The 12,871-nt window shown below is 67.3% G+C and carries 10 protein-coding genes, 1 tRNA gene and 1 pseudogene; 8 read left to right on the forward strand and 4 right to left on the reverse strand.

Annotated features, from left to right (window positions below):
- The first annotated feature begins 2 nt into the window (after positions 1-2).
- Genes opgC through BLU62_RS13470 form a run of 3 tightly spaced genes read left to right on the forward strand, consistent with a single transcriptional unit; the run spans position 3 to position 3,304 of the window.
- Complete coding sequence (gene opgC, locus BLU62_RS13460) at positions 3-1,214, forward strand: OpgC domain-containing protein (RefSeq protein ID WP_074850034.1); 1,212 nt, start codon at positions 3-5, stop codon at positions 1,212-1,214.
- 53 nt (positions 1,215-1,267) lie between these two features.
- Entirely contained in the window at positions 1,268-2,431 is a 1,164-nt protein-coding gene (locus tag BLU62_RS13465) for a trans-sulfuration enzyme family protein (protein ID WP_425284560.1), read from the forward strand.
- Between the two features lie 54 nt (positions 2,432-2,485).
- A complete protein-coding gene (locus BLU62_RS13470; RefSeq protein WP_074852889.1) occupies positions 2,486-3,304 on the forward strand; it encodes a DUF1206 domain-containing protein in 819 nt (272 codons plus the stop codon).
- A gap of 16 nt (positions 3,305-3,320) precedes the next feature.
- Here BLU62_RS13470 and BLU62_RS13475 read toward each other — a convergent pair.
- Both BLU62_RS13475 and BLU62_RS13480 read right to left on the reverse strand, forming a co-directional pair.
- Positions 3,321-4,834 (reverse strand): annotated as a pseudogene (locus BLU62_RS13475) (DUF7782 domain-containing protein).
- A gap of 69 nt (positions 4,835-4,903) precedes the next feature.
- Positions 4,904-5,653 (reverse strand): HNH endonuclease family protein, encoded by a 750-nt coding sequence (locus tag BLU62_RS13480; protein ID WP_167544019.1) that lies wholly within the window; start codon positions 5,651-5,653, stop codon positions 4,904-4,906.
- A gap of 171 nt (positions 5,654-5,824) precedes the next feature.
- Between BLU62_RS13480 and BLU62_RS13485 the strand changes: the two genes are divergently transcribed.
- Together BLU62_RS13485 and BLU62_RS31880 are read left to right on the forward strand one after the other, a co-directional pair.
- A complete protein-coding gene (locus tag BLU62_RS13485) occupies positions 5,825-7,531 on the forward strand; it encodes a hypothetical protein (protein ID WP_244278168.1) in 1,707 nt (568 codons plus the stop codon).
- Positions 7,532-7,677: 146 nt separating this feature from the next.
- The gene (locus BLU62_RS31880; RefSeq protein ID WP_099047852.1) at positions 7,678-8,220 is read left to right on the forward strand and encodes a hypothetical protein; all 543 of its coding nucleotides are present in this window, start codon (positions 7,678-7,680) and stop codon (positions 8,218-8,220) included.
- Positions 8,221-8,279: 59 nt separating this feature from the next.
- On the opposite strand, the gene BLU62_RS13495 is transcribed toward BLU62_RS31880, so the two are convergent.
- Positions 8,280-8,364 (reverse strand) — tRNA-Leu (locus tag BLU62_RS13495).
- A gap of 97 nt (positions 8,365-8,461) precedes the next feature.
- Between BLU62_RS13495 and BLU62_RS13500 the strand changes: the two genes are divergently transcribed.
- From BLU62_RS13500 to BLU62_RS13510, 3 genes are all read left to right on the forward strand, one after another.
- The gene (locus tag BLU62_RS13500; RefSeq protein WP_074850037.1) at positions 8,462-8,890 is read left to right on the forward strand and encodes a transcriptional regulator; all 429 of its coding nucleotides are present in this window, start codon (positions 8,462-8,464) and stop codon (positions 8,888-8,890) included.
- Positions 8,887-9,237 (forward strand): DUF3817 domain-containing protein, encoded by a 351-nt coding sequence (locus BLU62_RS13505; RefSeq protein WP_074850038.1) that lies wholly within the window; start codon positions 8,887-8,889, stop codon positions 9,235-9,237. The genes BLU62_RS13500 and BLU62_RS13505 overlap by 4 nt, the downstream gene beginning before the upstream one ends.
- A gap of 241 nt (positions 9,238-9,478) precedes the next feature.
- Complete coding sequence (locus tag BLU62_RS13510; protein ID WP_084811800.1) at positions 9,479-10,867, forward strand: IS1380 family transposase; 1,389 nt, start codon at positions 9,479-9,481, stop codon at positions 10,865-10,867.
- Between the two features lie 604 nt (positions 10,868-11,471).
- Here BLU62_RS13510 and BLU62_RS13515 read toward each other — a convergent pair.
- Complete coding sequence (locus BLU62_RS13515; RefSeq protein ID WP_074850040.1) at positions 11,472-12,860, reverse strand: IS256 family transposase; 1,389 nt, start codon at positions 12,858-12,860, stop codon at positions 11,472-11,474.
- Between the last annotated feature and the right edge of the window lie 11 nt (positions 12,861-12,871).

Here is a 12,871-nt window from a genome sequence, read left to right on the forward strand (position 1 = left end):
CAATGTCTGCGAACCGAGGGTCTGTGAAGCGGGGAACCGGAAACCGGGATCTCGCCATCGACGCCACCCGCGGTGTGGCGATCTGGAGCATGGTCACCGCACACTTCGCCACCGACGCCCCGCTGGCGTCGCCCACCCACGCTTTTCCCTACGTCGACGGCATGTCGGCGTTCGTCATGCTCTCGGGCATCGTGCTGGGTCTCGTATACCAGCGCTGGGTCAACCGTTACGGCCTCCGATTCGCCTACGTGCGGCTGGCCAAACGGATCGCGGTCCTCTACCTGTGTCAGCTGCTGATCGCATTGGTGGCCGTCGCGGCGGCACTCGAGGGACACCGCTGGCTGACGCTGCTGCTGCCCGTCGACGGCTGGGCCGACGGCATCTGGCTGTCGGTGACGATGCAGTACCTGCCGAGCGGCGGGAACATCCTCCTGCTCTACATGGTGTTGATGATCTCGGCGTTCGCACTCTTCCCGCTGCTGCAACGGGGCTGGTGGGCGTGGATTGTCGCTGCATCCCTCGCGTTGTACGCGGTGTCGCTGGTCTGGTCCCCGGACTGGTTCTACCTCAGCGCCTACCAGGCGGCACCGCACATCCAGAACGTGGCCGGCTGGCAGATCATGTTCATCCCGTCGGTGGTCATCGGCTGGAACTGGACCCGGTGGAGTGTCCCCGAGTTCATCGACCGCTGGCTCATCGTCATCGTCGCGGTGGCGGTGACGGTCGCACTGTTCTTCCATTTCGGAGTCGACGCGGGCCCGTGGGCGCACCTCGAGCCCGCCATCGCCGACAAGCTGGACTTCCGCCCGGCCCGCGCCATCGGCGCCTACCTGGTGATCCCCGCCCTCTACGGGGTGTTCCGGTTGCTGCTGCGGTGGTGGCATCACGACTGGCTGCGTCCGCTGGTGATGACCGGCACCCGGAGCCTCGACTCCTACGTCATCCAGGCGATCGCCCTGGTCGTCGTGCCGATCCACATCGCGCACCGGCCGTGGGACACGCTCACCATGCAGGCCGTCGCCCTGCTGGTCTTCGCCGTCTGCTGGGCCTGGGCCGAGTTCCGGTACTTCACGCACATCGACAAGCTGCACAAGGTCCCGGGACGGATGGCGCAGCGCATCCTGCCGGACCGCGTCGTCGCGTCCGTGCCGCCGGGCCCGGAGCCCGGGGTGCTGACCCCCGAACAGCCGCAACCGACGGGAGCCCATGCATGACCGGTGACACGACACCCGGAGCCATGACAACCGGAGCGATGACACCCGGAGCGATGACACGGAGTGTGCACGCCGGGAACGACTCGTCGGGTCCGTCGGTCCGCACGCCCATCACGATGGCCAATTCGTATCACCTGCCGCCCGAACCGGAACGGATGAGCTGGTCGGGTACCGACCAGCTGTTCTACACGCGTAACACCGGCGCGAATCAGGTCGCGCTCCAGGACAAACTCGCCGCAGTCGAGGAAGCCGAGGACGCGGTCGTCCTGGCCTCCGGCGTCGCCGCACTGCACGCGGTGTTCTTCACCTTCCTGTCGACGGGCGACCACGTCGTCGTCTCGGACACGACCTACGAGGCGACGTGGAAGCTGTGGGCGGAGCTGCTGCCGAACAAGTACGGCATCGAGGCGACCTTCGTCGACATCACCGACCCCGAGAACGTGCGGGCGGCGCTGCGCCCCGACACGCGACTGGTGGCGGTCGAGACGATCGCGAACCCGACGACCAAGGTCGGGGACATCGAGGCGCTCGCCGACATCGCGCATTCCGGCGACGCTCTGCTGCTCGTCGACTCGACCTTCACGCCGCCGCCGCTGTACCGGCCGCTCGCCGACGGCGCCGACCTGGTCGTGCACTCGCTGACCAAGTACATCAACGGCCACGGTGACGCGATGGGCGGTGCCGTCCTGGGGCGGTCCGAGCTGATCGGCCGGATCAAAGAGGAGGCGATGGTCGACGTCGGCGGCGTGATCTCGCCGTTCAACGCATGGCTGATCGCCCGCGGTGCCATCACCCTCCCGCTGCGGCTCGCCCAGCACCAGCGCACCGCCGAACGCGTCGCGGCCTTCCTCGACGCCGACCCGCGCATCGCCTACGTCCGCTACCCCGGCCTCGCCTCGCACCCCGAACACGAGCTCGCGGCGCGCCAGTTCGGCGGACGTGGGTTCGGCGCGATGATGGCGTTCGCCGTCCGCGGGGACTCGGCGACGCAGAACCGTTTCGTCGGGGCCCTGACGGTGATCACCTCCGCGGTGTCACTCGGCCACGACGAGTCGCTGATCGTCCACGTCGGCCCCGACGGGCCTCGTGTCGCCGCCTACCCCGAGCCGTTCCGCGAGTGGGGTCACCTCCGCTTCTCCGTCGGCCTGGAAGATGCCGACGACCTGATCGCAGACATCTCCCGGGCGCTGGACGCAACCTTCCCGCACGGCGGCTGAGCGCGCGTATCGTTCGAGCGGCCGGTGCCTCATCGCCGGCGGAAGGTGGCGAAGATGTCAGGCAATCCGGTGACCGGCGCGGTCGATCGCGCCACCGACAGCCCGTGGTTCGAGCGTGTGGCACGCGCCGGGCATGCCGTCAGCGGGCTCCTCCACCTGCTCATCGCCTACATCATCGTGCGACTCGCATTCGGCGACAGCGGAAACGCCGACCAGTCCGGGGCCCTGAGCATTTTCGCCGGCAACGCCGGCGGCCGGCTGGTTCTCTGGGTTGCCGCCGTCGCGTTCGCCGCGCTCGCCCTGTGGCGTCTCGCCGAGGCCATCGTCGGCCCGCATGCGACCGAACCCGGCCGGGACAACGACGGCGCGCAGGACTGGCTGGACCGTGGAAAGGCCCTGTCGCTGGCCGTTGTCTACGTCGGGTTCGCGTGGACGGCCGTGCGATTCGCGATGGGCAGCGGCCAGTCGAGCGGCAAGGAGAACGCCGGGCTCACCGCACGCCTGATGCAGTCCGGCGGCGGCAAGTTCGTCGTGGTGGTCGCCGGGCTCGTCATCATCGGCGTCGGTGTCTACCACGTGTACAAGGGCGCGAGCCGCTCGTTCCTCGACGACCTCAAGATCCACGACGACCGAGCGGCCACGATCGCCGGGGTGGCCGGTTACTGCGGGAAGGGTCTGGTGCTGGTCGGTACCGGCATCCTCGTGCTCGTCGCGGTGGCCACCGCCGACCCGTCGAAGGCGAGCGGGATCGACGGGACGGTCAAGTCGCTCGCCGGCCTGCCCGCCGGTCAGGTCCTGATGCTCCTGGCCGCGCTGGGTATCGCGAGCTACGGCGTGTACTGCTACTGGCTCACCCGGTTCGCCCGGATGTGACCGACGCCGACCGTTCTCAGTTCGCCTCGTACAGAATGCCGCGTCCGATCGCCTCGCGGACCACCGGCAGAGCCGCGGTGGCCAACGCGTCGGGGTCGACGCCGTGGAACCCGGCGAGCAACTCGATGAGCGTCTGCAGGGGAACCTGTCCGCGACATCCCGCGAGCAGTGCGCGCGACACCTCGTCGACGCCGAGAACAGCGGCGGGACCGCCGGGGCGACGCACGGCGGAACCGACCTGTTGCCATCCCTCCTCGCCGGGCAGCGAATGTTCCTCGAGCATCACCGGCGCCACCGACAGGCGCTTGTCCAGGAGTTCCGCGTCGGACGTCTCCCGCAGGTAGCGTCGGCGGGTCAGGAAGGCCTGCGCCTCCGGACCGGTGATCTCTTCGCCTGCGCCGGTGATCTCCTCGATCACAATGTCGGGTTCCCGGTCCTCCCCGCTTCCGGCGCGCGAACGGTGATGGAGCCCATGCCGATCGCGACGATGTCGTTGTCGTCGAACCAGTCCAGCCACTGCTCCCCGCGTCGGGCGGCGGCCTGGTCGTCCTCGCCGGCGTCGGAGAGCCACAGGGACACATAACTGATCGGGTCCGCGGCCTCGCGTTGCACGACCCAGGCGTCGAGGCCGGTTCCCTCGAGCCAGCCGCCGACCCGCTCGCGCCAGTCCGCGCCGTCGCGGATGATCCAGTTGGCCAGGATCTGGGCGGTGCCGCCCGGGTTCAGGTGCGCGGGCAACTCGCGGATGAGCTGCTCGCACAGCGCATCTCCGACGACGCCGGAGTCGCGGTAGATGTAGTCCTGGTTTCCGGTCCCGACGACGAACGGCGGGTTGGAGACGATCAGGTCGAACCGCTCCCCCTTCACCGGCTCGAACATGCTGCCCGCGCGCAGATCCCACGACATGCCGTTGAGTCGGGCCGTCGCCCGCGCCAGCGCGAGTGCCCGTTCGTTGGTGTCGGTGGCGACGATCTCCTCGCAGTGCGAGTTCAGGTGCAGCGCCTGGATACCGCAGCCGGTACCGATGTCGAGGGCGCGCCGTGCCGGCTCACGAATGATCGCCCGCGCCAAGGACATCGAGGCCCCACCGATGCCGAGCACGTGATCGCGGGCGACGGGGCCGGGTCGCATGGCGGCGTCTTGATCGGCGACGACGAGGAAGTCGTGCGTCTCGTCGCCGTGCGGGCGGATGTCGAGGGTCGCGCGCAGCATCCCGTCGTCGATCCGGGTCAGGACGCCCTGGGCGACGAGTGCGTCGACGCCGGTGGACGGGAACGCCCGGGCGACACGGATTTCCGGTTCGTCCGAGCCGAGCAGGAACAGCCGGACGACGGTCGCGAGCGGCACCTCGTCGTCGTCGACAGATGTCTCGGCGGTCGTCGCGAGGGCAGGCCACCACACGCCACGGAGCAGCGCGGCGTGGACGTCCTCACCGAGGAGTTCGGTGACGCCGTCGGTCGTGTAGCCCGCAGCGCGGAGGTCGGCTCCCAGAGCGTCGACGACCGTGTCGTCGGCGAGCGGATGGGGGATGGATGTCGCGCCGTCACCCCGTTGAGGCTACTCATCGCACAACGGTCGAATCGCGGGAGACCCTTCTCGTCAGCAGCCGGACAGCACGCGGCTCATCGCCTGACGCTCGGCCGCGGTGACCCACAGGCCGTAGGACTTCTTCACCTCGATCTGACGGCTGACGTAGGTGCATCGATACGCCTTGTTCGGGGGCAGCCAGGTGGCGGCATCGCCGGCCCCCTTGCTCTGGTTGACCGTTCCCGACACGGCCTGGAGGTTCCGCGGGTCGTTGGCGAACGCGAGACGACGACCCGCGTCCCACTGGGCCGCGCCCTTCTGCCAGGCGTCCGAGAGGGCGACTACATGGTCGATCTGAACGAGCGCCGACGTGTCCTGGCCACGGGTGAACGGCAGGGCCTTTCCCGAGTAGGCGTCGACGAGGGTCCCCGACAGCACGCGGCAGCCGTCGGCGTGCACGGTGATGTCGACGAGGTCGCGGCGCAGGATGTCCTCGCGGGTCCGACATCCGTTGCGGCCGTACTGCACGTCGACCGCGTCGTCCCAGGCCGCACCGAATCGCGGGCGTGAGTATCCGGTCTTGGGTGCCCGGCCCTTGACCGGCAGCGCGTCGAGGTCGGCCAGGGCGCCGACCGCCGACGGCGTGACGGACGACGGAGTGGGTGGCGGCAGCGGAACCGAGCGAGACGGGACCGGCGCGGCATCCGGGACCGATGCGGTGTCCGGGGACGACTCAGGGGACGACAGCAAGCCGAATCCACCGAGCACGGCGACGAGGCAGACCACTCCGATTCCCGGCAACACCGCCGTCCGTCGTCTCATCCCGGCATCGTTGCACGCGTACCCGACACCGGGCGCGCACCCAGAAATCCGACAGAGCGGAAACTTAGGGTAGGGTAACCGAAATCCTCGGCAGGCCCCTGGCCCGGCGCCGCGGGTGTCAACCGGACACGTCGTCGTGCCGGACACGTCGGCTCGTCAGATGGTGGGGACATGGGTTCAGGTGGGGACAGGTCATCGCTGCACGCCTCGGGGACGGGCGCATCCTCACGCGGCGGCAACATGATCCGGATCACCGCGATCCTGACCCTCACGATGCTGCTTCCGAGCGTCGCCACATCGAACGGGTCGGCTGCGATGATCGGCCGGACCGCCCCGTTCGCTCCCGCACCGACACCGGTCCACGAGGTGAATCCCACCGCCGAACCGACGACGGAGACGTATCCCGAGCGCCTCGAGCTCGTCGGGCAGCTCCAGCGTCCGCGGCTACCGACCCCGAAGGCCCTCGTCGACGAGGAGACCAGTTGCGCCAGTGGAGATTTCACGACACTGTCGGTGGTCTATGACGCGTTGTTCGAATCTGTCCACGAGATCCTGCCGCCGGCCTTGCAGGGACCTGCACTTGCACAGCAGGCCGCCGCGCACCGCGACATGCAGATGTTGCACATCTCGACCCTGGCCGTCTCGGAGAATCCGCTCACGCTGGGAGCCGAGTTCGACGACCCCGCGCTGCGGTACCGGTCTCCCCTGTCTCAGCTGCTCGTGTCCGGGCTCCTCAAGATCCGCGACGGCCGTGAGTCGGAGGCGATCCCGCTCGGGAACATCACCGTCCTGCAGGCCGTCGAGACGGTGTGGCTCTACCTCTTCGCCACGGTTCTCATCCCGACCCGCTTCGTCATCGGCAACGTACCCCCGCTGGGTAGTCCGCTGACCGGGACGAACGCAGACGCCTTCGCGCCGTACGTCACCTACAACGGACTGCTGTCGTACGCCCTGAGATACACCGAGCGCGGCCTGGACGAGCTCTACCACCGCACGGCCGGCGCATTGCTCCACCAGTGCGTGGCACGGGTGACCGACGAGCAGCGCGCGCAGGCCGGCGCGCCGAGCGAGACCGTCCGCTTCGACATCCCCATCGCCCCGATCGTGCGCGAGGTCGCCGGGCACCTCGCGCTCGCCGACACCGAGACCTGCACTCCCATCGGGCAACTCACCCTCCGTCGTCTGGTGACATATGTCTCCGAGCAGGCTCAGGCCCAGAATCCGCGCGGCGCCGGGAGGATTCAGGCGGAGACCACCCGGCTCCTCGGTGCCATGCGCGGGATCCGCATCCACCACAACCTGATCCCGCTCGACCCCGACGAAGAGCGCTCGGTCGGTGAGCGCGTGATGTCGCGTATGGGCACGGCGATCCCGATCTTCGGCGGAACACCTCTCGACATCATGCTCGGCATCTCCCACAACCTGGGCCACGGCGCCGATCCCTGGGAGACCGTGTCGGCGGACGAGCTGACCGTCAGCAAGCCGATCACCGCCGTGTATTACGCGAGCAAACTGGCGCTGCACTTCACCGGGCTGGTCGGCAGCCAGTTCGAGCCTGCGTTCCTCGGCGACAGCCCCTTCAGCTTCACGCGGCTGATGGTCTCGACCCTTGATCTCCCGCTGGCGTACGGCTTGATCACCGCCCATCACGTCATCCGCTCGATGTGTCTCCGAGCCGACGACACCAGCGGAACCGGCCTGGGAGCGGAGGCGAATCGCCTACCGGCAGCGACCCCGACGACCACCCGGACACCGTCGTCTCCGACGACCAACCGGACACCGACGGTTCCGCGCACGTCACGGGCGATTCCGAAGCCGCCGCCCGCCCCGCTGATCCCGGGCCTCCCCGTCCTGTCCCTTCCGGGACTGCCGGGATAGCAACTCAGATCTGACAACGATTCGGTCCCGTTCGGGATGACAACCCCTCAATTCAGTATGATCACCCCTACGACCGGGTCAAACGTGCCACTTCGGCACGTCCGGCCCCGGAGAGCACTCTCCCTGACCGGAAGGACCGCAACGCCATGAGCGCACCGGAAACCAGCGGCGATCGCGACAGCGACGCCGTGGACCTGGAGAAGGATGCCGTCGAGGCAGATCTGCAGGCCGCCGAAGAGGACGTCACGGTCGAGGTCGAGGCCACGGAGGAGGACGCAACCGTGGAGATCGCCCCCGGGGAGACCAGCGCCGAGATCGACGTCGAAGACGTTGCTCCCGAGGAAGCCGTCGCCGAAGACGAGGCTGCTCCGGTCGAGGAAGCCCCGGCAACCGAAGAAGCTACGGCCGAAGAGGCAACCGCCGAGGAGTCCGCAGAGGAAGAGATCGCCGACGCCGCGGACCTGGAGGGTCTGCACGTCTCGTCGCGCGTGCGGGTCACGCTGGAGGACGGCACGACCCGTGAGGGTGAGATCGTCGACGACTTCGCCGACCTCGCTCCGGGCGACCAGACCGTCGAGGCGCGGATTGACGATGATCACATCGCTCGGCTGCGACGCTGGGCGATCTCGACCGACGACCACGACATCGTCTTCGCCGACGACGACGCCGTCGAACTGATCTCGGTCTGACCCGACCCCGGATTTCATAGACGAAATGTGCGCCATGTGCGCACGATTTCTACGAATTGTGGTGCGCGAGGGGGGACTTGAACCCCCACGTCCGTAGACACTGGAACCTAAATCCAGCGCGTCTGCCAATTCCGCCACTCGCGCCCGGTGCGTCCCCGGCGTGAATCCGGGCTTCGCACTGTAACCGCGACCACCCTACCGGCCGCGTTTTGATCATCCCAGGCCAGGTACCTTGAAAAGTATGTCCTCGTCCTCTCGTCGCACGCATCGGCCGGCGCTCGTGGTGCTGACCGTGATCACCGCGGTGGCGTGTCTGGCCCTCGCCTGGTGGCAGTGGTCGCGTTTCGAGTCGTCCTCCGGCTCCGGCCAGAACCTCGGTTACGCGCTGCAGTGGCCCGCCTTCGCCGCGGCAGTGATCTACGCCTATCGCCGCTTCGTGGTCCTCGAGAGCGAACCCGAAGAAGCCCGACAGGCCGCCGCGGACGCCCGCGCCGCGGCCCAGATACCCGAGGGAATCCTCCCGGAGCGTCCGACGACGCCGAGTGCCTCGTCTCTGGTCACCGACCCTGATCCCGTCAAGGACGCCGCACTCATCGAGTACAACCGCTATCTGGCCGAGCTCAGGTCGGCCGACACCCCCGACGCCCCGTCATCGAAAGGCCCGCAGTGACCGACACCGCATCCACCGCTTCAGCTCCCACCGCTCCGGTGGAGAAGGTCCGTGGGGCCCTGTTGAGGTACCGCGTCCTGGCCTGGATCACGGGTGTCTGGCTGTTGCTGCTCGTGGCCGAGTTGATCCTGGCGTACGGCTTCGACAACAAGGCACTCGACTTCGTGCCGATCGTCCACGGCTGGGTCTACTTCGTCTACCTGATCATGGCGGTCGACCTGGCCATCAAGGTGCGCTGGCCCGCGGGCAAGACGATCATCACCGCGATCGCCGGCACCATCCCGTTCCTGTCGTTCTGGTTCGAGCACAAGCGCACCCAGGAAGTGAAGACCCAGTTCAACCTCTGAGCCACCCGCTCGCTGACGAGTCCACCCGCCCTGGCCGACCCACCACTCGCTGACGAGTCCACCCGCCCGGGCCGACCCCCTCGCTCCCTCACGAGTCCACCCGCCCGGGCCGACCCACCCCCGCTCCCTGAGCCTGGATCCGTGGAGGGGTGTGGGGTGTCGGTGACATAAAAGTGCCCTCTGAGCTGGGATGATTGGTGGTGTTGAGACACAAAACATCCCAGCTCAGAAGGCACTTTCAGTGAAAGTATCACACAGCTTCTCGGCCACGTCCGCACTCTTTGACGACGACAATCTCGTGTCGCATGCCGGGCTGGTACCGGTGATGGAATTGGCGCGCTCGACCGGGGTGGCCGCGCTGCTGGCCAAACGGGTCGATCTGGGCACCACCCGGGTCGCCTCAGCCGGAGCCAACTTGGAAGCGAAACTGCTGACCGTGATCGCCGGGTTATGTTGCGGCGCGGACAGTATCGACGACCTCGGCATCGTCCGCAGCGGCGGGCACCGACGCTTGTTCGACCGCGTGTACGCCCCGGCCACGATCGGACAAACCCTTCGTGAGTTCACTCCCGGGCATGCCCGACAACTCAACGCCGTGATGACCCGCTCCCTGCCGGCGATGTGCGCCCGGGCAGGGTTGTTGCCCACTAACGGTGCCCGAGTGTTCGTCGATATCGATTCCCTGCTGCGTCCGGTCTATGGCTATCAGAAGACCGGCGCCTCCTACGGACACGCCAAGATCGCCGGACGTGAACTGCTGCGTCGGGGTCTGTCGCCGCTGATCGCCACCCTCAGCGCACCCGAGTACCCACCGGTGATCGCTAACGCCTGGCTGCGCGCCGGCCGCGCCGCCTCCGGTGCCGGGGCCGCAACGATGATCGCGCAAACCATCGCCACCGCCCGGCGTTGCGGGGCCGCCGGTGAGATCACCGTGCGCGCTGATGCGGCCTACGGATCAGCTGAGGTGATGGCTACCTGCCAACGCCTGGGAGCCACGTTCTCGCTGGTCCTACGGACCAACACCGCGATCACCCGCGCGATCTCAGCCATCGGCGAGGATGCCTGGACCCCAGTGGTCTATCCCGGGGCGGTCACCGACCCCGACACCGGCGCGTTGATCTCTGATGCCGAAGTCGCCGAAACCACCTACACGGTCAGACCACTCTCGTCACACCCGATCACCGCCCGACTCATCGTGCGGCGAGTCAAAGCACACCACCCTGCCGACACCGACACCCTGATGCCGGCATGGCGGTATCACTCGTTTTTCACCAACACCACCGACGACACCATCACCGCCGACATCAATCACCGCGCCCACGCCGTCATCGAGACCGTGTTCGCCGACCTCATCGACGGACCACTGGCCCATCTACCCTCCGGCGTCTTCGGCGCCAACGCCGCCTGGCTGGCCCTGACCGCCATCAGCCACAACCTCATGCGCACCCTCGCCGCGCTCACCAGCTCGGCCAGACTGCGCGCCGCGCGCGGAGCGACACTACGACGCACCCTGGTCGCCGTACCCGCCCGACTGGCCCGACCAGCACGAACACCCATCCTGCACCTACCCCGACACTGGCCCTGGCACCACGCATTCACCACCCTGTGGACCGCGGTGAACACCCCCTGACCCCACCCCAACACATCCACCCACCACCAGGAACCCCAGTGAAAAAGCTGACAAAGATCAGCGAATACCCCACGCCCACAACCTGATCAACCACAGAAGCAGCCCAAACTACACCTCCCGACAACCCGTCCACGGATCCAGGCTGAGGTGCGAGCGAAGCGAGCCACGAAGGGCTGGCGACGTCGGCTCACCAGCCCTTCGTGGCTCGTCGCTAACGCTCCTCGCACCTCAGGGAGCGGGAATCGTGCCGCTCCTCGCACCTCAGTACCCGCGGCCGGCGGGCCGGCCGTCGTGGTTGAGGAAGGTTCGTGCTGGTCACCACGGGTGGGCTGGGGTGATAGTGGAGGGGTGGAGTGCGGTGACCTCGGATACTCCTTTGTGCCGGTGAGCCAGTACCTCAGTGTGAGGCGCGGGGCCTGCCACGGGAATCGTGGATTGTTGCTGCGAGCACGCGGATCAGACTCTGAGAGCGGTCCAGCCCCGTCCGCACCCCACTCCGATCGCTGAGAGGAGTTGGCGATGGACATCCTCCATCCCCGCTGCGCGAGCTTGTCAAGATGTCTGTGTAAGAACGTGACTCCTGATTTTCTTGTGGTCCGTGGGTTTAGCCGAGGTGGGGTTCTATCCGGTCGGGGTATGCCAGGGCGAGTTGGCCGAGGGCTTGCTTCCAGTTGGTGACGACCTGTCCCTCGACGAGCCGTCCCGGTGCTCTGCGCGTAGCGGCTGGCTTGCCGCGTTCCTTCTCACGTTGTCTGGCTCGTTTGTCCTCGATGTCGCAGATCGCCAGCCACAGCAGTTTGCGGACCGCGACGTCGTTGGGGAAATGCCCGCGGTTCTTGATGACCTTGCGCAGCTGGTAGTTCAGCGACTCGATCGAGTTGGTGGTGTAGATGACTTTGCGCAGCTCGGGCGGGAACGCCAGGAACGGGATGAACCGATCCCACGCGCGGTCGAAAGCCAAGGCCGCACTCGGATATTTGACCCCTAGTTCCGAGTCGCGGAAGGCTTCCCACTCGCGGCGCGCGGTCTCGGCGTCGGGGGCGGTGTAGATCGGTTTGATCGCCCGGGCGACGTCCTTGCGGTCTTTGTAGTTCACGAACCGCATCGAGTTACGGATCAGATGCACCACGCAGGTTTGCACGGTGGCCAGCGGCCAGGTCGCCTCGATCGCTTCGGGGAATCCGGTGAGCCCGTCACAGCACACGATCAGCACGTCCTTGACGCCGCGATTGGCCAGATTCGCACACACCCCGGCCCAGAACTTGGCGCCTTCTTCGGCCTGTATCCAGATTCCCAGCACATGCTTGACCCCGCCCATGTCGACGCCAATAGCAATGTGGGCGTGCTTATTTCGGACATGGGAACCGTCCTTGACCTTCACCACCAAAGCGTCGAGGTAGATGACGGGATACAACGGCTCCAACGGCCGGTTCTGCCATTCATCGACCGCGTCGAGGACCTCGTCGCAGATCTTCGAGATCGTCTCGTGAGACAGATCGGTACCGATCGTGGAGGCCAAATGGTGTTGGATGTCGCGCAACGTCATGCGGCCGGCATACAGCGAGATGATGATGTCATCGAGGCCGCCGAGGCGGCGCGAGCCCTTCGGCACCAGCCGCGGGGTGAACGTCCCATCACGGTCACGAGGAATGTTCAGCTCGACCGGCCCGGCCTCCGAGGCCACCGTTTTCGGGCTCGACCCGTTACGGGCGTTGGGCAACTCCCGCCCGGCCGGATCGCCCTTGGCATAGCCGAGGTGATCGGTCAGCTCGGCCTTCAGACCGCGTTCGAGGGCCAGTTTGATCAGACCTGGGATCAACCCGCCCTCACCGGTGATCTGGACCTGGCCGGTATCGATCTGAGCGAGCAGCTCATCGACCATGCCCGAGGCCTGTAATGCCTCGGCGACTTCCGCGGTCGAGCGCGGCTCGGCCAGTTCAGGCAACTGCTCGTCGTCGTGGCCCTGCTGCTTGTCGTCTAACGCCATGCTCATAGATCTTCCTC

Origin of the sequence: Gordonia westfalica (assembly GCF_900105725.1) — a bacterium.
Classification (GTDB): Bacteria; Actinomycetota; Actinomycetes; order Mycobacteriales; family Mycobacteriaceae; genus Gordonia; species Gordonia westfalica.